This window comes from Dehalobacterium formicoaceticum (assembly GCF_002224645.1).
In the GTDB taxonomy this organism is placed as follows: Bacteria; Bacillota; Dehalobacteriia; order Dehalobacteriales; family Dehalobacteriaceae; genus Dehalobacterium; species Dehalobacterium formicoaceticum.
On the sequence record NZ_CP022121.1, the window covers coordinates 3,507,501 to 3,527,576 of the forward strand.

Annotated in this window: 17 protein-coding genes and 2 pseudogenes; 5 read left to right on the forward strand and 14 right to left on the reverse strand. The window is 43.3% G+C overall.

The window, feature by feature from the left end:
• Positions 1 to 394 precede the first annotated feature (394 nt).
• From gatB to gatC, 3 genes are read right to left on the reverse strand one after another with little or no spacing between them, the layout of a single operon-like run.
• Positions 395 to 1,843: an Asp-tRNA(Asn)/Glu-tRNA(Gln) amidotransferase subunit GatB gene (gene gatB, locus CEQ75_RS17050; protein WP_198306586.1), complete on the reverse strand. Its 1,449-nt coding sequence runs from the start codon at positions 1,841 to 1,843 to the stop codon at positions 395 to 397.
• 1 nt (position 1,844) lies between these two features.
• Positions 1,845 to 3,305 (reverse strand): Asp-tRNA(Asn)/Glu-tRNA(Gln) amidotransferase subunit GatA, encoded by a 1,461-nt coding sequence (gene gatA, locus CEQ75_RS17055; protein ID WP_089612238.1) that lies wholly within the window; start codon positions 3,303 to 3,305, stop codon positions 1,845 to 1,847.
• Positions 3,306 to 3,326: 21 nt separating this feature from the next.
• The gene (gene gatC, locus CEQ75_RS17060) at positions 3,327 to 3,611 is read right to left on the reverse strand and encodes an Asp-tRNA(Asn)/Glu-tRNA(Gln) amidotransferase subunit GatC (protein WP_089612239.1); all 285 of its coding nucleotides are present in this window, start codon (positions 3,609 to 3,611) and stop codon (positions 3,327 to 3,329) included.
• Positions 3,612 to 3,879: 268 nt separating this feature from the next.
• On the opposite strand from gatC, the gene CEQ75_RS18775 reads away from it, so the two are divergent.
• Entirely contained in the window at positions 3,880 to 4,788 is a 909-nt protein-coding gene (locus CEQ75_RS18775; RefSeq protein ID WP_089612240.1) for a C40 family peptidase, read from the forward strand.
• Positions 4,789 to 4,878: 90 nt separating this feature from the next.
• Here the strand turns inward: CEQ75_RS18775 and CEQ75_RS17070 are convergent, their stop codons facing one another.
• The 5 genes from CEQ75_RS17070 to CEQ75_RS17085 form a co-directional block, all read right to left on the reverse strand.
• A complete protein-coding gene (locus tag CEQ75_RS17070) occupies positions 4,879 to 5,643 on the reverse strand; it encodes an exodeoxyribonuclease III (protein ID WP_089612241.1) in 765 nt (254 codons plus the stop codon).
• 47 nt (positions 5,644 to 5,690) lie between these two features.
• Entirely contained in the window at positions 5,691 to 6,662 is a 972-nt protein-coding gene (locus CEQ75_RS17075; protein ID WP_089612242.1) for a 3'-5' exoribonuclease YhaM family protein, read from the reverse strand.
• Between the two features lie 297 nt (positions 6,663 to 6,959).
• Complete coding sequence (locus CEQ75_RS17080) at positions 6,960 to 7,685, reverse strand: EcsC family protein (protein WP_089612686.1); 726 nt, start codon at positions 7,683 to 7,685, stop codon at positions 6,960 to 6,962.
• A 128-nt stretch (positions 7,686 to 7,813) separates the two neighbouring features.
• A complete protein-coding gene (locus tag CEQ75_RS18520) occupies positions 7,814 to 7,957 on the reverse strand; it encodes a hypothetical protein (protein ID WP_157677520.1) in 144 nt (47 codons plus the stop codon).
• Between the two features lie 129 nt (positions 7,958 to 8,086).
• On the reverse strand, positions 8,087 to 11,866 hold the full coding sequence (locus CEQ75_RS17085) for a phosphoribosylformylglycinamidine synthase (protein ID WP_089612687.1): 3,780 nt from the start codon (positions 11,864 to 11,866) through the stop codon (positions 8,087 to 8,089).
• A gap of 203 nt (positions 11,867 to 12,069) precedes the next feature.
• Between CEQ75_RS17085 and CEQ75_RS17090 the strand changes: the two genes are divergently transcribed.
• Genes CEQ75_RS17090 through CEQ75_RS17100 form a run of 3 tightly spaced genes read left to right on the forward strand, consistent with a single transcriptional unit; the run spans position 12,070 to position 13,099 of the window.
• A complete protein-coding gene (locus CEQ75_RS17090) occupies positions 12,070 to 12,243 on the forward strand; it encodes a spore coat associated protein CotJA (protein ID WP_089612243.1) in 174 nt (57 codons plus the stop codon).
• Entirely contained in the window at positions 12,233 to 12,505 is a 273-nt protein-coding gene (locus CEQ75_RS17095; protein WP_338031977.1) for a spore coat protein CotJB, read from the forward strand. Before CEQ75_RS17090 ends, CEQ75_RS17095 begins: the two co-directional genes overlap by 11 nt.
• 21 nt (positions 12,506 to 12,526) lie before the next feature.
• Entirely contained in the window at positions 12,527 to 13,099 is a 573-nt protein-coding gene (locus tag CEQ75_RS17100) for a manganese catalase family protein (protein WP_089612244.1), read from the forward strand.
• Between the two features lie 115 nt (positions 13,100 to 13,214).
• Here CEQ75_RS17100 and CEQ75_RS17105 read toward each other — a convergent pair.
• The 4 genes and pseudogenes from CEQ75_RS17105 to CEQ75_RS19625 all read right to left on the reverse strand — a co-directional run.
• Positions 13,215 to 13,799: pseudogene (locus tag CEQ75_RS17105) on the reverse strand (group II intron maturase-specific domain-containing protein); the annotation flags it as partial.
• Positions 13,800 to 14,274: 475 nt separating this feature from the next.
• Positions 14,275 to 15,054 carry an IS21-like element helper ATPase IstB gene (gene istB, locus CEQ75_RS17115; RefSeq protein WP_089608935.1) on the reverse strand — a complete coding sequence of 260 codons (780 nt, stop codon included), beginning with the start codon at positions 15,052 to 15,054 and terminating at the stop codon, positions 14,275 to 14,277.
• A complete protein-coding gene (gene istA / locus CEQ75_RS17120) occupies positions 15,051 to 16,640 on the reverse strand; it encodes an IS21 family transposase (protein WP_089608934.1) in 1,590 nt (529 codons plus the stop codon). Before istA ends, istB begins: the two co-directional genes overlap by 4 nt.
• A 90-nt stretch (positions 16,641 to 16,730) precedes the next feature.
• On the reverse strand, positions 16,731 to 16,877 hold the full coding sequence (locus tag CEQ75_RS19625; protein ID WP_242965308.1) for a group II intron maturase-specific domain-containing protein: 147 nt from the start codon (positions 16,875 to 16,877) through the stop codon (positions 16,731 to 16,733).
• 83 nt (positions 16,878 to 16,960) lie between these two features.
• Between CEQ75_RS19625 and CEQ75_RS17130 the strand changes: the two genes are divergently transcribed.
• A protein-coding gene (locus CEQ75_RS17130) for an IS3 family transposase (RefSeq protein ID WP_089612246.1) occupies positions 16,961 to 18,243 on the forward strand; the annotation gives its coding sequence in 2 pieces (ribosomal slippage) (positions 16,961 to 17,267 and positions 17,267 to 18,243; 1,284 coding nt in all).
• Positions 18,244 to 18,762: 519 nt separating this feature from the next.
• On the opposite strand, the gene CEQ75_RS17140 is transcribed toward CEQ75_RS17130, so the two are convergent.
• Both CEQ75_RS17140 and CEQ75_RS17145 read right to left on the reverse strand, forming a co-directional pair.
• Positions 18,763 to 19,185, reverse strand: coding sequence for a universal stress protein (locus CEQ75_RS17140; protein WP_089612248.1), 423 nt, complete (start codon positions 19,183 to 19,185; stop codon positions 18,763 to 18,765).
• A gap of 120 nt (positions 19,186 to 19,305) precedes the next feature.
• Positions 19,306 to 19,862: pseudogene (locus CEQ75_RS17145) on the reverse strand (HPP family protein).
• Between the last annotated feature and the right edge of the window lie 214 nt (positions 19,863 to 20,076).

Sequence of the window (20,076 nt, forward strand, 5' to 3'; positions counted from 1 at the left end):
GCAGTCCCCTCTCTCGAGGTTCCTGCTCAACATCAGGCTTTGTTACTGTTCAGTTTTCAAAGACCAGCTTGAATAGCTTATCAAATCCTGATTGGCTTGTCAAGCACTTTTTTCTTTTCTTTCTTTTCTTGCCTTGCCCTCTTTCGAGCGCTTGATTAGTTTATCAAACTAATCTCTTCTTGTCAACCACCATTTTTTCTGATGATTTTAACTCTTATACTTCAGAACCTCGATTAGTTTACCAGCTTACTTAGCTGATGTCAACTATACTTTCGCCGGTATATTTAAATCTTTGATTCTTTTTTAATTTAAATAATCGATATGAAATAGAAAATGAGTAACCGGATTTAAATCCGGTTACTCCTCTTAATCTTATTGACTATGATTAAATGGTCTATTTCAACTTTTCTTTCAATAATTCATTTACCATGCCTGGATTGGCCTTCCCTTTAGACATTTTCATAACCTGTCCTACTAAGAATCCCATCGCCCTTTCTTTGCCCGCCTGATAATCTTCAACAGACTTGGGATTATCCGCCAGAACCTGATCCACCATGGCATCAATGGCGGACTGATCGGAAATCTGCACCAGCCCTTTTTCCTCAATCACCACTTCCGGGTTTTTCCCCGTTTTAAACATTTCTTCGAATACTGTTTTCGCGATCCTTCCGCTGATCGTACCCTGATCGATTAATTTAAGCATATTGATCAGCATCTCCGGTGTCACGGCACACTCTTTGATATCCTGCTCTTCGGCATTTAATAAGCGAATCAGATCCCCCATTAACCAGTTGCTTACGGTTTTTGCTTCGGGATATAATTTTACGCAAGCATCAAAATAGTCAGCCAATCCTTTCGATGCGGTAATAATAGAAGCATCGTATTCAGGCAGACCATATTCACTAATCAAGCGCTCTTTACGGGCCTGGGGCAGTTCCGGCAGATTCCGCTGCACCTCTTCCACCCATTCACGGCTGACAATAACCGGTACCAGATCCGGATCGGGAAAATAGCGGTAATCACTGGCTTCTTCCTTGCTTCTCATGGCCAGGGTGACCCCTTTGGTCTCATCCCAGGTACGGGTTTCCTGGTATAAAGGTTCCCCGTCTTCTACAGCCTCAATCTGGCGCTGAATCTCATATTCCAAAGCCCTTTCCATAGCACGGAAAGAATTTAAGTTTTTAATTTCAACTCTGGTACCAAAGACCTTGCTTCCTTTGGGCATGATGGAGACATTGGCGTCACAGCGCAGGGAGCCTTCTTCCATCTTACAGTCGGATACTTCCGTATATTCCAAAATGGCTTTTAATTTCTCCAGGTAATCCCTGGCTTCCTTAGGGGAACGCATATCCGGTTCGGATACGATCTCCAACAAAGGAGAGCCGCCGCGATTATAATCCACCAGGGAATAAAAAGAGGAAGAAATGGTCTCACCGCCATGAACAAGCTTGCTGGCATCTTCCTCCATATGGATTCTGTTGATTCCGATCCGTTTGGAGACCCCGTCTGCATCAATGTCTAAGTATCCCTTCAGACAGATAGGCTGATCCAATTGGGATATTTGATAACTAGCGGGCAAATCAGGATAGAAATAATGTTTTCGATCGAACTTGGAAAATTCCTCAATGTTACAGTTCAAGGCCAAACCTGCTTTAATGGCAAATTCAACAACCTTTTTATTTAAAACCGGCAAGACTCCAGGCATCCCCAAGCAGCCGGGGCAAACATGGGAATTGGGCTCTTGTCCGAATTCTGTGGAGCAGCTGCAAAAAATCTTCGTTTTGGTCTTGAGTTCCGTATGTACTTCCAAACCAATAACTACTTCATATTCCGGATCGATCATTTTATTGTCCCTCCCCTGACAGGTTCGGTTTATTTAGCATCCATTTCGCTTCCTGCTCATAAGCAAAAGCAGCCTGCAAAAGTTTGCCGTCATTGAAAGCCTGTCCCATAAACTGCATACCCACCGGCAATCCCTGTCGAAAACCGCAGGGCAAAGAAATCGCAGGTATCCCGGCCAGGCTCGATGTCATCGTTGCCAGCTCCGGATTTGTATAGGAAAGATTCTCCGTTCCCCCGCCCAATTTAAAGGCCGGTTTAAAGCAGGTGGGACTTACCAAAAGATCTACCTTTTGAAATGCTTGATCAAAATCCTGTCTGATCAAGGTGCGGGTTTTCAGTGCATTCATATAATAGGTATCGATATTCCCTTTGCTGAGCACATGGGTACCTAAGATAATCTGCCTTTTCACCGCCAGTCCAAAGCCTTCGCTGCGGGACAATCGATAATGGGATTCAATATCCTGGGCATCTTCCCGGTGGTAGCCAAAACGCACACCCTCGTAGCGACCCATGACAGAACCGGCTTCCCCTGCAGCAATGATCTGATAAGCGGATTGGGCATAAGTGGTTTGGGGCAGGGAGACTTCTTCAATTACAGCACCTAACGACTCCAGCTGCTTAACTGCCGCCAACACCAGGGCTTTAATTTCATCATCCATTTCTCCGGCAAAATATTCTTTGGGCAGGCCGATTTTCAAACCCCGTACCTCACCTGTTAAAAAACCGCGAAAATCCGGTTTTTGCATCTCTGAAGAAACGGTATCCTTGAGGTCGCGACCCACAAGTTCATTCAGAACCCAGGCACAATCCGTGATATCCTTCGTTACAGGACCTATCTGTTCTAAAGACGAAGACGTGCCAACCAATCCATAGCGTGATACCCAGCCATAGGTAGGCTTAAACCCTACCACCCCGCAAAAAGCCGCGGATTTCAAGATGTCGGAACCAAGGGCAAAAACCGCTTCATCGGCGGCAATAGCCGCAGCCGTTCCTCCACCGGATCCTCCCGGTACGTATTCCTGGTTCCAGGGATTTCGGGTAGGACCAAAGAAAGAACTTTCCGTAGAACTACCCAGGCCAAATTCATCCAGGTTCGTTTTACCGATTAAAATGGCTTGGGCCTGCTGCATTTTTTCTGCAACAGTGGCACTATAGGGTGGAATAAAATTCTCCAACATTTTGGAAGCAGCGGTGGTTCGGATTCCTTTAGTGCAAATATTATCCTGGAAAACCATTGGCAATCCCGCTAAGGGAACAGGTCCTTCACCTTGGTTCAGAATTTTATCCATGTCCTGGGCTTTAGACGAGGCATTATCCTGTTCCGGTTTCAAAACAAATGCTCTGACCTTGTCTTCCACCTGATCTATTCTTAATAAAATATTTTGCATCAGCTCAGTTGCACTGATTTCTTTTTTAGACAATAGCTCATGAAGTTCATGGGCTGTTTTTTGGCAGATACTCAAAGAACTAGCCTCCTTCTGGTTTTAAACAATCTTTGGTACTCTAAACATGCCATCTTCCTCATTAGCGGCATTTTGGAAAACCTCATCCTTCTTCAACGAAGGTTGTACCAGATCTTCCCTCATCACATTATGAAGGGGTAAAATATTAATCGTGGGGGGAATATCCTGGGTGTCTACTTCTTGAAGCCGTTCTGCCTCATCCAAGATTGATCCGATTTGTTTTAAGAACAAATCTTCTTCATGTTCCGACAATGCCAACCGAGCTAAAACCGCTGTCTGCTCAATCTCTTTCATTGAAATAGTCATTTTTCACCATCCTTTTTCTAACAATAACCATTTAATAAGTATACCAAGGCCTTTGGTAAAGGGCAAGATAAACAAATAAGCTTCTCCTTTGATCTTGTTTCATTCCCTCTTTTTACATTAATTTTCTTCACATGGCAGGATTTTTCTCCTTTATGTAGAATCATAGGAGAGTGTGGGCTTAACATCAGATAAAGTAATAGCTCCATCTGATGTTAAGAACCATGCTTATACATAAATTCACAATTCAAGAAGATTTGGAGGAGCTCACGTGCGAAAACTAGTAACGATTTCTGCTTTTTGTATTTCATTGACACTATCGTGTTCAGCCTTTGCTACCAGCCCCATCCAAGGCTCGGCAGACAGTAATTCGACCAAGCATGTGGTACAAGCAAAAGAAACTCTTAATGGAATAGCTACTACATATGGAATTTCTTTAGAGAAAATTAGCGACTTTAACAACATTGCCAATCCTAATCAAATCATAATTGGACAAACCCTTTTCATTCCCATCAATAACGCCGCCAACACAGCAGCAAAACCAACCACATCTGTTGTTGCTCAAAAGACAGCAACACCTCCGGCAAGTGCCCCCAAGGTAAATTACATAGTTAAACCCCGGGATACCTTACATAGTATTGCTGTAAGACACGGATTAACCGTTGAGCAGGTCCAAGCTGCCAACAATATTGACAATCCAAATATTTTAAAAATTGGACAAGTCCTGACCCTGCCCGGAGCTAAGCAGGTTAAGACAGTGGCCTCCCGAAGTGATGACCGGGAACGCAGCAGACAATCAAGAGAATCAAGAGAGTTAGCTTCAGATATCGTAGATTATGCTAAAGAATTCTTAGGCTGTTCCTATTCTTATGGTGCCTCAGGTCCAAAATCATTTGACTGTTCCGGCTTTACCATGTATGTTTATGACAATTTTGACATTAGTCTGCCCCACAGTTCCACCAGCCAAGCAAAAAAAGGGGAATATGTCAGGAAAGACGATCTAGCAAAAGGTGATCTTGTTTTCTTTGAAACTTCATCAAGAGGAATCTCTCATGTTGGTCTCTACATAGGAGGGGGAAAATTTATTCACGCCAGCACCAGTGCTCGTGATGTGGAAATATCCTCATTAAGCGAAACTTATTATGCCAAACGATACGTAACAGCACGACGGGTTTTATAATCAATCGACCGTCAATAAGGCACCCTCGTTTCACCAATCTGATTGAATGGTGGAAGGAGGGTGCCATTTTTTATTCCTGATTAATTTTGCTTATCGCTGTAATTCTATCAGCACCGGGCAATGATCTGAGCCTAGCACATCATCTAAGATATCAGCATTGGTTACTTGTTCCAGTAGGTTTTGTGAGACAAAATGGTAGTCAATCCTCCATCCCACCCCTTTTTCCCTGGCCTTAAAGCGATAACTCCACCATGAATACTTCACCAGATTGGGATGTAACCAGCGAAATGTATCCACATAACCATGAGAGATCAGCTTATCCATCCATGCTCTTTCAATGGGCAAAAAACCGGACCTTTTTTCATTCGTTTTGGGATTTTTAAGATCAATCTCCTGATGCGCCGTATTATAATCCCCACAAATAATTAGCTTTTTCCCTTGACTTATCAATTGATTGGAATAATCCAACAAAGCATCATAAAATTCCATTTTATATTGGAGTCGAAAATCGTCCTTTTGGCCATTGGGAAAATAGATATTAAGAAGTGTGAAATCAGGATACTCTGTGATAAGGATTCTGCCCTCACCATCAAACTTGGGATCCCCAATGCCGGTTAGCACTGCAGAAGGTTCTTCTTTCGTATAAGTAGCCACACCACTATACCCCTTGCGTTCGGCAAAAGAAAAATAAGATCGGTACCCAGGTATTTGCTTCAACTCATCAGTGAGTTGTTCTGCTTGAATTTTTGTTTCCTGCAGGCAGAGAATATCCGGCTGTTCCTGAGCTACCCAATCCAAAAAACCGTTTTTTTGTACGGCACGGATGCCATTTACATTCCAAGAACATACTTTCAAATCATTATGCTCCTCTCTTCATCTTAATTTTTAATTATGTTTTGCTTCTATTCTTCAGGTGATGATTCTTTTTTTGATTCAAGATGAGCCCGATAAAGTTTACGATTGTCCAGGGTCCAAACCCGGTCTGAGAATTCCCCCGGCGCAGTATTTGCCAATACTTTTCCCATGTCATACATCCTGGCATCAATCATATCCAGGTAATGGAGCAGTTCTCCCTCCGGGATCATTGGTCTTTTAGGGCTCCCATACTCCGGGACATAGTGATGGGCTAAGACCATATGCTGGAGCAGCAAGGAAACCTCACTATCCGCTCCCACTTCCTTTGCCGTCTGATCGATCTCCCTGACTCCTTGAATAATATGTCCTAAAAGCTGTCCTTCCACGGTATATTCAGTGATTAAGCCGATCGGACCCGCCTTCATTTCATCAGTTTTGCTGAGATCATGAAGGATAATCCCGGCATAGAGCAGATCTTTGTTAATGCCCCCATATATTTCCGCCAGTTTTTCTCCTGCAAGAAGCATCGTTTTGATATGGTAAAGGAGTCCCCCGATAATCGCATGATGATTCTCTTTGGCGGCAGGATAAAACATCAATTGTTCTTCTTTAGATTTTACCATTTTCGCTACGATTTTTTTGATGTCTTCATTGGTCATCTCATGGATAAAACGCCATATTACTTTATACATGGCCTGGGGATCTTCCGATGCCGTGGGAATAAAATCAGAGATGCTGACATTATCCTCCGGCAAAGCAATGCGAATTTTGTTAATTTTTAGCTGTAGTCGTTGCTGCCACTCCTGCACTACCCCTTGCACCTTCACCAATTGATGGGCTTGAAAGGTTTCTACCTCTTCTGTTTTACAATCCCAATATTTCCCGTTCACTTCCCCTGTTTTATCCACCAAAGTTAAGTCCAAGTATTTTTTATTATTGCTTGAAGTCCTGCATACAGACGACTTCAAGAGAAAAAACTCCAGTACATTGTCTCCTGCCTTGAGCAGATTAATCCCCATTCTTCTCCCCCATTCTTTTCCACAAATTCCCGTTTATATATGATAAGCTCTTAATTTTATTATACAATGATCTGTGATCCCTGAAAACATGTTCTAAAAATCGACTTTAAATACTATCAGAAATTAATGGGCACATCTCTACGAGGTGTGCCCATTTTGGCTATTATTTTTTCGGTAATAAACAGAGTTCATGGCATCAGGTGGAATTTTTTTCTCCATCTGATACTTATAAATCGTTATCCAGGAACTTAGTGCCACTTATTCCACCGCTTTCAGAAGCGGGGGTATTAGTGGCAGTTAGTTATCGGGCAAAACACGCATACGATAACAATTCATCGCTGTTTCGCCTAACTTGTCAAGCAAGCGGTAATTAGCCACCGCACCAACCACAGCGCCGATTCCAGGCATCAATTGCAGCATTTTAGCTAAATCAATATAATCCCGGTATTCCTGCTGAAAGGTACGCCAATCCACATGATCCATGGTCGCAGGATATTTTTTTACCCATTCATCCCAATGAAGAAGGTGCTGATACACCTCCACTCGTCTTTTTTCGCTGGAAAAGGCAAGTTGAAAAATGTAAAGCAGATAGATTCTTTCACGCAGCTCTCCTACATTAAATCCATACAAAAGTGCAATATCAAAAAGAAGCTTAAACTTAATGCTTAAAAGCAGGGGGAAATCCGCCAGTCCCAGGAATATCCCACCAGCTCCGGTTCCTGCCCCTTCTGCCGCAGCCGTCTTTTTGTAGAAATTAATTTTCTCCCGAACCAAAACTTCCCGTTCTTGTAATGTCAAATCGGCGGCAGCAGGAGCACCTGAAATAAATTCCGAACCGACCAGAACGCCCTGCACTACTTTTTTAATCCCTGCCGTCATCACCTGATGAAATTTTTCCGGATACAAGTTATTGACTTTCATTTGTACTTCTTTGGTTAAAACACCGGTTAAAGAAGGTCTCTTAGCCATTTTTCCCTGCCATTTTACCAATTCCTTGTATACCTGAACCTGATAGAAATCCATTTTATCCTTGTTTTTTCCTTGAATTTTCATTCCAGTTTTCCTTCGTTTCTAAGAAATAGTCGGGAAAGCCTCCCCATAAGGGAGGCTTCTTAAGGTCTCTATGATGATGCTTCTATGGTGATGAAAAACTAACTGGTAGGTCCGCATGGTTTCGAGGGACTATTTAGGACGCTCCCTTCCATGGCGCAACTCTCACAAACTTTCTTACCGTGCAATTCATACAACATTTCTTCCTGCTCTACTTCTTTGCCACAATTTTCACAGTTCAGCATCAATAAACCCCCCTTTTATTTTTCTTATGATTTATATCATTCGTGATAAATATTTTTTCTCCTTCATCCTTTCATGGATCGTAAAAATATTTCAACAACTTGCTTTATCATATGCAATAAAGAAGATTTTTATTTAAAATAATCAACTCCGGCAGCAAAGATCGGCTGATCCTTGAGTCCCGGAACATTAATGGCAACATGAGCAGCCATCCTCTCGGTGTGGCCCATCTTCCCTAAAACGCGGCCATCCGGGCTGGTAATGCCCTCCACAGCCTCCATGGAACCATTGGGATTAAAACGGATATCATAACTGGGGTTTCCCCCATCGTCCACGTATTGGGTGGCAATCTGTCCCTGCTTAATCATGGATGACAGTATTTCCGGCGCAGCAATAAAACGACCTTCTCCGTGGGAAGCAGCAACGGTATGAATATCTCCAACCTTCATATGATGGAACCAGGGAGAAAGGGTAGATGCTACTCTCGTCTGAACTAAACAAGAAATATGACGGCCGATGCTGTTAAAGGTTAATGTGGGATGATCTTCTTTCATATCTACAATCTCTCCAAAAGGAACAAGCCCTAACTTAATCAAAGCTTGGAAGCCGTTGCAAATACCCAGCATCAATCCATCCTTTTCCTTTAAGTGCCGAGTGACCGCTTCTTTGACCCAGGGATTCCTGAAAATAGCGGCAATAAATTTCCCGGCGCCATCCGGTTCGTCCCCGGCACTGAATCCGCCCACCAGCATCACGATTTGGGCTTGCTGAATTCTCCGAGTCATTTCCTGAACGGACTCAACAATTTCATTAGACGTCAAATTTCTGATAACCATCGTATCTACTTCAGCCCCTGTTTTTTCAAAAGCTTTGGCGGAGTCATATTCACAGTTTGTCCCCGGGAAAACGGGAATAAAGACCCGGGGTTTTCCAACCTTTGCACAGGATTTTCCGAATAAAGGCTGATCAAAATCAAACTTACCGGGTTTCTTGTCCAAAGGTGGTGTATAGACAGGGAAAATCTTTTCTAAGGGCATCTCCCAGGCAGCATGGGCTTCATCTAAAGATATTTCGATATCATTGACCACAATCAAGGGTTCCTTGAGGGTATGCCCAATCAAATCATAGGTAATCTCCCCCATCAGCTCCGGCAGATTGGCATCCTTTTTAATTTCAAGGACGATGGAGCCGTGATCCGGAAGGAAAAGGCTGTCTTCATCCATATCGCCCCAAAAAGAAAAGCCAAGGCCATTGCCAAAACACATTTTGCTTACTGTCTCCGCCAAACCGCCGGATTTAACAGTAGATGCGGCCAGAACTACACCCATGCCCATTAAGTCCTCAATTTTTTGATATGCTGCTTTTAACTCAGCAAAATCGGGCACTTCGTATTGATCACAGACCAGAGGGATATAAACCACCTGACTTTGTTCCTCTTTAAATTCCGGTGAAATAACACGATTTGCATTAACGGTATTGACGGCAAAGGCTACCAGTGTCGGGGGAACATGAAGATCATTGAAAGACCCAGACATGCTGTCCTTGCCCCCAATAGCAGGTATGCCCAGTTTTTTCTGTGCATAAAAGGCCCCTAACAAAGCACTCATGGGTTTGCCCCATTTCAAAGGATCTCCGCCCAGTTTCTCAAAATACTCCTGCAAGGTAAGACGAGTATTTTGATAACTGCCCCCCATGGCAACCACCTTTGATACAGCTTCCGTCACGGCGTAAAGCGCTCCGTGGAAGGGACTCCATTTTCCGATTTGTGGATGGTAACCATAGGTCATCAATGTGGCAGTATTTGTTGTGCCCCCTGTCACCGGAACCTTAGCCGCCATCCCCTCCGCAGGGGTAGCCTGATATCTCCCGCCAAAGGGCATCAGTATTGTTCCGGCACCAATGGTACTGTCAAAACGTTCCGCCAAACCTTTTTGGCTGCATATATTAAGCTGCTCAAGATTAGCCAGCCAGGCTTTTTTTAGATCTGGGAAATGACCGGATACCTGAGACGAGACCGTTTGAAAATAATTCGCCTCTTCGTCAGGAGCTTGCACCTGCACAGAGGTTGTTTGCTGGACTCCGTTGGTATTTAAAAAATCCCGGCTGATGTTGACGATACTCTTGCCTCTCCAGTTCATTTTCAAGCGCCGATGGGCAGTAACTTCCGCCACCACCGTGGCCTCCAGATTCTCTGCTCCGGCATACACAATAAATTGTTCCTGATCTTTTTCGGCAACTACCACGGCCATTCTCTCCTGAGATTCGGAAATGGCCAGTTCCGTTCCATCCAGGCCTTCATATTTTTTGGGCACAGCATCTAAATAGATCTTTAAACCGTCGGTTAATTCTCCAATTGCGACAGAAACTCCGCCGGCACCAAAATCATTACACCTTTTGATCATGGTGCTGACCTCTGGTTTTCTGAAAAGACGCTGAATCTTGCGTTCTGTAGGAGGATTCCCTTTTTGCACTTCCGCACCGCTGATCAAAATTGATTCTTCCGTATGTTCCTTGGAAGAACCGGTTGCGCCTCCGATACCGTCACGTCCGGTGCGCCCGCCCAATAAGATCACCACATCCCCGGGCACAGGACTTTCTCGTACCACATTTTTCTTGGGAGCAGCACCAATCACCGCACCGATTTCCATTCTTTTGGCAACAAACCCCTCATCATATACTTCTGCCACTTGCCCCGTCGCCAGACCGATTTGATTTCCATAAGAACTATATCCGGCGGCAGCACCCGTGGTAATCTTTCTCTGGGGCAGTTTCCCCGGCAAGGTATCTTCTATTTTTCCCCGGGGATCTCCGCTTCCCGTAACCCTCATGGCTTGATAAACATAAGATCGGCCGGAGAGCGGATCCCGGATTGCCCCGCCCAGGCAGGTGGCTGCACCACCAAAAGGCTCTATCTCTGTTGGATGGTTATGGGTTTCATTTTTAAACATAATCAACCATTCTTCATTTTTTCCGTCCACATCTACATCAACCATGATGCTGCAGGCATTAATTTCTTCCGACTGATCCAGATCAGGCAGTTCCCCTTTCTTGCTTAATTCCTTCATGCAGATGGTGGCAATATCCATCAAAGTATAATCCTTCGGTTGAAACCCATAAACATCATCTCTTGATTTTAAATACGCCCGATAAGCGGTTTCCACCGGTACATTATAATAGCCAGGTAAAATTTCCACTTCTTCAATCCTGGTCAGAAAGGTGGTATGGCGGCAATGGTCGGACCAATAGGTATCAATCACGCGCAACTCAGTGATAGTAGGATCACGCTGTTCTTCATCACGGAAATAGCCCTGGCAGAAAATCAAATCCTCCATACCCATGGCCAGTCCCAGATCTTCATGACAGGCACTTAATTCCTCTTGGTTTTTCTTGATAAAGCCGGTCAGGATCTCAACATCATGCGGTTCTTCTACGAAAAGCTCCAGGGTTGTTGGTTTATCAGGAGAAGCCTTCCGGGAATCCACCGGATTAATATAATAGTCTTCAATCTTTTTTAAGTCGGAAGCATCTAGATTCCCTTTCAGCACAATCACTTTGGCAGTTTTAACCTGAGGTCTTTCCTGCTGCGTGATAATCTGCAAACATTGAGCCGCGGAATCCGCCCTTTGATCATACTGTCCAGGCAGGTATTCAACTGCGAAGGCTTGTTCGTCCCCTTCCAAAGGAAAGACTTCATCGTAGGCCAAATCTACCATGGGTTCGGAAAAAACTGTGTTCCTCCCTTGTTGATACTCTTTTTCTGTAATACCGGCCACATCATAACGATGTATTATTCGTACCTGTTCCAATTCGGACACACCCAGGTTTTCTCTCAGATCTGAGTAAAGATCTAGCGCCTCTACATTAAAACCAGGCTTCTTTTCCACATAAAGTCGATATATTTGAATATTCACCAGGCACTCTCCTGACTTTTTATTGTTATTTTTCAAAGAAATATTTTTCATGCTTAATTTACCCTTAATTGACTCCATTTTATCAAAGAGCATCAAGAAAAACAATCAAAAAGCATCCCAGGGTATCAGGTGCTCCGGTTTTGTCACCAAATATGGGAACCCTTGAATAGAATGTATCGATAAATCATAAAGGAGTGAAATAAATGGGTAAAAAAGATCGGCCTATGCCAAGTCCAATGCCAGGGATAAGATTAGCCCAGGCTTGGGTTCCCCATCAACCTTATGAATGTCTCTTCCCTTTAAACGAAGCCTTGATTAAAGGGACTATTTTCCCCAATCTCTACCAACCATACAAGAAAAAAAATCATGGGAGGTGAAAATTTTGGCGAAGTCAAACCGGAAAGATCTTTTAAGAAAAATTCAAGAAGTGGAATTTGCCTGTGTCGAGTTAAATCTTTTTTGGACACCAATCCGGAGCATGAGGAAGCATTATGCGACTACAACAAATTTACCGAAGAATTAATGAATTTAAAAAATATGTACGAAGCAAGATACGGCCCATTGACCAATTTTGGAGGCAGCCCCAGCCGTTTCCCCTGGCAATGGATTGAAGAACCCTGGCCATGGGAAGAAGACTAATGATGAAGGAGGAATAAACACATGTGGATATATGAAAAGAAATTAGAATTTCCGGTGCGGGTTATGGGTAAAGACATTGCAATGGCTAAATATCTGATCACCCAATACGGAGGGCCGGACGGCGAGCTTTCGGCTTCCCTGCGCTATTTGAATCAAAGATACAGCATGCCTACGGAAAGAGCCAAGGCTGTTCTTACCGATATCGGCACAGAGGAACTGGCCCATATGGAAATGATTGCCACCATGGTCTATAAATTAATTAAAAACGCAACACCTCAAGAAATGGAGGAAGCAGGGTTAGGCGGCTGGTATACCCAGCATGACAACGGACTTTTCTGGATGGACTCCAATGGCGTGCCCTGGTCCGCCAAATATGTGGCCTGCCTGGGAGACCCGGTTACTGACCTCCATGAAGATATGGCAGCAGAAGAAAAAGCCCGGGCTACATATGAACATTTAATCAACCTGACCGATGATCCCGGAATCATTGAAGCGCTGAGATTCCTGCGCGAAAGAGAAATTGTGCACTTCCAGCGTTTTGGAGAAACTTTAAACCATGTGCAGGAAAAACTGAATGAAAAAAAATATTATTAAACAGTAATACCCCCTGGGGAAACAATCGGGTAGGAGGCTGACCATTATTTGGTCAGCCGACCTCCCACAGCACCGTACGTACCGTTCGGTATACGGCGCTTCCACAGTTTACACGTTAATTTGCAGAGTAACATTCCATCAAGCTAATGTAACCGGCACGTTTGAATCTCTCGTTGGATAATGTTCGTGACAAAATTGGGCTATGGGCAGTACGCCAATAGCCTTTTCTTGTGTTTGCCCACATCCATGCTTGTTCATTTTTAGCTCCTAGCTTTTTGAGATTTCCAAATCGTGTGCTGATTTTCTTCCATCGTTTCCATGTCACCATCCGTATGCGACTTCTAATCCATTCATCCAATCCTTGTATTAGTTTCTTTGCATCTGCCAATTTGAAGTAGTTCATCCAGCCTCTAACCACTTGGTTCAGTCTGGTTTTTCTCGTCTCCACCCCCATACCGTTACTCCGTCCGGTGATTTCTCGGATTTTATCTTTTAGTTTCCTGATACTCTTGGGGTGTATTCTAAGTCTTCCTTCTCCTTTGTAGATATAGAAACCGTACCCTAGGTATTTGACTCTACCCACATAGGCTACTTGGGTCTTTTCCCGATTTACTTTTAGGAATAGCTTTCCCTCGATATATGGGATAATGTGGTCTAGTGTACGTTGAGCCGCCTTTTTGCTCTTACAGAAAATCATTAAGTAAGTAGACCTAAGTAACTTCCCCCTAAGTCTCTCTCAGAACCGTACATGAACCTCTCAGCTCATACGGCTCCCATTATCCAGCCGATGGCAGTATCCCAAATTTCCAGTGTGCAAACAGATTTCTATCACGCTTTGCTACCTCTCCTAGCCAATGTTCGGCTCTTCGCCTCGCTCTACGTTTCTTAAATTTCCTACGAACCCATTTCACGAGACATACATTGATATATCTTAACGTATCATATATCTCCGATTTATAGAAGTGTGTGTATGTATTTGTCAACTTAAAATTAGGCCATATAGTCATTTAATTTTCGGCCACTAAGAAAAAAAAATTTAGTCGTTTCATAAGCATATTTAGTTTTCAAAGAGCATTGTTTCACGATGAATGCTAACGCGCTATCGCTTGTTACATCCTGTATAAATGTTTATCAAAAACATGATAAACCTTTATACAGGGTTATTGTTTTTTTCTTCATGCCAGTTGCTGTTGTTGTAACCACTCCTTCGTTTCTTTCATGCGGTACGAGTTTCCATTCATGTTGACGATGTATGACTGATGCGTCAACCGGTCAATCATGGCCGCCGTCATCACGGGATCCTGAAAAATTTCACCCCATCGTTCGAAGGATAAGTTGGTTGTGATGATTGTCGATTTGCGACCAGCCCTCAGCGACAAATGGGTAAACAATAATTCAGATCCTTCCTTATCAAAAGATATATAACCCATTTCATCGGCAATAACCAAATCATATTTTTCAAAGCGGTTCTGGAAGGCTCGAAGAGTTTGCTCTGCTCGGCATTCTTTAATCCGGTTAATGAGGAGGGGAACAGTTGTAAACCATACTTTATATCCCTCCAGGCAGGCCTTTAAGCCTAGCCCAATACTCACATGCGTCTTGCCTGTTCCCGGGTTCCCCGCCAGAATAATGTTGCGCCCCTCCTGAATAAACTCTAATGTTTTCAGCTGCTTTAACTTCTTTTGGGCATCATCTGGCAAATCCGCGATGACCAAATCTTCAAGGTACTTTTTATGTGTAAATTCAGCCAGACGAATGCGATTATGCCGCGAGGCTTCCCGACGAGCATCACATTCCTTCTCCAGTAACTGCGCCAGAAATGCTTCATAACTGGCATCCTGCTGCGTTGACTCCCGAACTTGCTCATCCAAATGCTTACGAATCATAGGGAGTCTCAGTTCTTTGCTATATTCCAATATCGCTTCCTTAAACGCCTTGCGCGGCGCGTTACTCATGCAACGTCCTCCTTTGCTTTTGGTGTATGGGTATCAAACATGTCATCGTACATGCGAAGCTGCTGTGCTGACCGCTCTACAATCTCTTTTCCCGTTTTCGAGAGATTTGGTTGAACAACAGGCATCGCGTCACGATTCCTAGCACAAAGCACTTTAATTTTATCCGTAGTCACTTGAGCCGGATGAATTTTCTCCAGCTCCCGAATAGCTTGCTCGACTTCCGCAAATGGGACATCGTCTCGAATATATTGCAATAGCTGTATAAATTCCTTGTCTTGTTTGGTATAATATGTTTCGTATATTTCTTTTATCCTTTTAGGAGCCTGCTGCCATGCCGCACTACCGGCAAATGCACCAGGTTTTTTCCTTAGCGTATCCAAATAATGATTCAGATCAAGCCGCCACTCGTGGTTGCCGGTTAATCGCACATGCTCCGCTACCAAGGATTCCTGATGGAAGCATCGCACCCGGGTCGCATATGCTTTAATCATGATCGATTCACCTACCAAATGATCCGGTACTGAGTAACGATTCTGATCAACGATGATGGTGGAATATTTGTTCACCCGTCCATAAATCACGCGAGCTGCATCAAATGGTGGAAGGGTGGGCAGCAATGCGGGGCGCTCTTCTTCCAATCGTTCCTCCGCCGTCTGGCCGTTGTACTCATCATGGGACTTACGATTACGCTTAGTGCACACATCCTGCAAATATTGATTTGCCTCCTCCAGGGATTCAAATTCGTCCCGAAAAGCGAAGGCTTTTCGGCGAACGACCTCGACGCTTCGCTCCACATGACCTTTTTCGTTGCCCTTGCGAATATTGCAAAACCGATACTGAAAACCATAGTAGAGCGACAATTGAAGCAATCCTTGCGTCGGCTCCTTCTCCGTTCCAATAAACCTTTTCACCGCGACTTTCATGTTATCGTACACCATGGTACGATACACTTGGCCGATATGCTGGAAAAACAGGGCGTGTGCTTCCTGAAAACACTCTGTTGTTTGTTTGGTGAACAGATAAGCAAAGCGATAGTTCCCGTAAGCCGTTGTGAATACGGCCATCTGAAAAACTTGAAATTTTCCATTAATTTTTAGTTTAACCTCACCCCAATCAAATTCGCAAATGTCTCCAAGTTCATACAGAGCCTTAATAAACGCTTCCTTTGGTTTCCGTTCCAAGCTTCTAATGGTTCGAAGAACGGTACTGTAACTTAGTTGAGTACCCTCGGCTTCCAGTGCTTCAAAGATATCAATGGCTTTTTTTTGCTGCTTGTGCCGCCCCTGATTTCGCTTAGTTTCATTCTCGTCAAGATAGAACTGGATCCTGTTCACAACCTCGTCAGTCATTTTTCTTTTGGGTCGAATGCCCACAGTATACTTGGGGGCAGAAGTGAGGGTGTCGACTAGTGCCTGGATATCTGCCGACCCGCTCGACAATAATTGCTGTCTCCCTTCCTCATATTGTCCAATGTACTTTCCTACGGTGTCCCGATTGATCCCTGTTATTTTCGCAATTTCCCGGCGCGATTTCCCTTCATGAATATGCATCATTAAAATTTGTTGCTTGATGTTCATTGTGATCATCTCTCCCAGCCCCTACCTGTTGAATTTCCTCTCAAGTAGGTTAATCTATTGTGGCCGGTTTTTCAATGACTACGGTGGCCTACTATTAGATTACCATAGACATGTGTAATAGTTAATCCATCCCTGTATCTGTTTATTGAACATATTTGCTATGTCCCTCAAGTCTTTATCCGGCTTTAACTGCAACTTCCAACCACGGACTTTCTTTCGTATAGCTTTCTTTGCCTTTTCTCCCATTGCTGGTAGCTCTATAGCCCCCTAATGGATTTGGACAAACCTCTTGTATATGTTAAGATAATAAATAGGGGGGTTAAACACCGATGACAAAAAAACAATATACTGAAGAATTCAAAGAACAACTAATCAAAGAATGCCAGGAAGTTCAGAATATAGCTCTAGTAGCTCGAAGGCATGGAATTTCACCTAACACCATTCATACTTGGATACGAAAGCTTAAGAAGAATGGCTCCGTCAATTCATTACCAAAAAATGAAGCCAAGCGCATTTTTGAAATAGAACAGAGACTTAAAAGCATTAGCAACGAAAATAACTCATTGAAAAAACTATTAGGCGAAAAAGAACTCGAATTAGCCGTTCTAAGGGATTTGAGGGATAAACTAAACCCTCTGTAACCGACAGAGTTGAAATAGCTAAAAAGTGGATCAGTAAAGGATATAAAGCCTCCCTTATACTGGACTTTGTCGGGTTACCCTCATCCACCTATTACGAGAATATCTCAAGAGAAAGTAGAGTACCGGAAACGATAGAATCTGATTCATCCTCCAAATCCATAAAAAACAAAGGAGGAAGGCCCATTCCTGGCTATTCCCTTACCAATAAGGGTGAAAAGATATCAGACGAACAAATCAAAGAATGGTTAAACGAACTCGTATGCGGCGACGGTTTTCCTTATGGCTACCATAAACTTACAATTTGCCTTAGAGAAGATTATAACCTGTTAATAAACCGTAAAAAGGTCTATCGCCTCTGTAAAGAACTAGATATTCTCCGCCCCCAAAGAAAGATTCGCAATAAACATCCCAAGCGTTTAGCAAAACAAGCTGAAATAAACAAACCAAATCAACTTTGGCAAATGGATTTAAAATATGGCTATATAACGGGAACAGATTCATTCTTCTTTCAATTATCCCTAATAGATGTCTATGACCGCTCTGTAATTGACTATCATTTAGGATTATCCTGCAAAGCAAAAGATGCAGCAAGAATACTGAAAAATTCCTTAATTAAAAGGGGTCTGGGTAAAGGAATGAACTTGCCCATAATAAGAACTGACAACGGCCCACAATTTACCTCTAACCTCTTTAAAGAGGCTGTAGAGAAGATAGGCATAACCCATGAAAGAATTCCTGTAAGAACACCAAATATGATTGCCCATATAGAATCATTCCACTCAATTTTAGAAAGCGAGTGCTATAGTCGAAACGAATTTAACAGCTTTATGGAAGTTTATTCTATAGTATCCGAATACATGAAGTACTATAACGAACGCAGAAGACATGGCAGCATTAAATATATGGCTCCTAATGAGTTTTACAAGGCATTTATGAATGATAACATAAAGATCGAATCCTTCAGTGCATGATTGCCTTCAGTAGCTAAATTGCGGTGGAACAAGGATATAAACAACACTAAGGTTTGGCTATGCGGACCATTGACATGGAGAGATGGTCATGGTAACCTGGCCCGCCGGTATGCCCTCAATAGGCATGCCCCTGGGGCATCAATCCATGACCATAGAGGCTCCGTGTCAATGGCAAACCGCGCAAGTTTGCGAAAAAGTCTGATTGCAAAACAAATACAAGGATATTGTCCTGAATTGAGGGGTTAAGCCGGTGTTGCAACCTTGCCCAGCCTACGTTTGCCTTATGTGATTTCTGTTCGTCAGACCAGAAGTTTGCCTCCGGCTTCCTTCAGATTCCCCCTCACAGTGGACACCCTTGCCTTTAGCTATGTGCTTGGTACTATCAACCCGCACTCGGGACTTTCACCCGTTAGACTACGCCCATGCCGGGCACACTACAAAAAAGAGACTGTTTTCATCTTGAAAAACAGTCTCTTTTTCCTTACTTCTTCTTTTCTGATAGAGTCACTATCATTGTGATTATTTTACCAGGAGTACCGGTTTTTTTGTTTTTGTCAGCACTTTTTGACTAACACTTCCCATCAGTGAAGCGGCGATAGGGCTATAGCCCCTCATTCCCATAACAATCAGATCAATGTCTTGGTCGACAATTTCATTTAAAATTTCTTGTGCCGCATGACCTGGTTTCTTTTTTGTAACCAATTGAACTCCTTCTAAATCTATATCCTTCATGGTTGTGGCCAAGACAGCTTCACTGTTCACATACTGATCCTGAACAACAGCAGCATCCTTGGAAAGTACATAACCCAAAGCCTCCGGAGTCGCTGCCACATGAAGCAAGATCACTTCCGCCTGGAGCTGACGGCCCAAATCAATTGCCATAAGCAAGGCCCGTTGAGAATATTCAGATCCATCCGTAGGGACAAGGATTTTTTTTAACATATTCACACCCCATTTTAATTTTTCCTGACAAAAATTGAAGGATTCAAACACCAGCTAGGCCATGCATTTGCAGTTAATCGGACGGAGTAAAGGAAGCTCCACCTGAACAATGAACTTGTTTCAAAACCAGTACCGGGGGTAATTGCGATTTGGTGAAAGATTATTGATAAAAACAGCAATGATGACCATAATCACAGCACCCAATAATATTGGTGTCAGGATGTACATGGGGCCTGCTCCGCTTAAAATGGCAAACAGTGCCGTAGCCCCCCAGGGGGATGGGTGGTTTTCGTTAATAACATCGTCAATAAAGCAATTGAGGTTCCCAAAGCAACAGACCACCAGGTAAGGCCGCACAACTGGTAGGTAAGAACGCCAATGATCGCTGAAAGAGTATGCCCGAAAATTACGTTTCGGGGTTGAGATAATGGTCCATCCGGGGACCCGTAGATTAATACTGCGGTAGCACCTAATGGGGCAACTAACATCGGGGCCTGATAAATATATGTTAATATCCCCAGGAAAGAAAGAGCCAAGAAAGAGCCCACAAAGGCAATGATAATATCGATCGGTACCGGTGTCACAAAGGGAGTATCCCTCTTAAATCCCTTAAATTTTGCAAAATATTTTAATACCTTGCCTTGTTCTTTATTTTTAGCTGCAGCAGTTTCTAACACTATAAGATCTCCTTAACAGTACATTCAACGATATTTACATCCAGTTACATCTATACATTTATGTATGATTTCGTCAATAATCTTAAAAATCCTTTTCATAATCAGCGTTCAACGCTTTAATTTTTTCCCGGGGGAATTTTGAGAAGCGTGGTATCAGTGACCATCAGTTATCGAAGTTATCGGGCAAATATTCTATGTCCATAATAGTATTAGT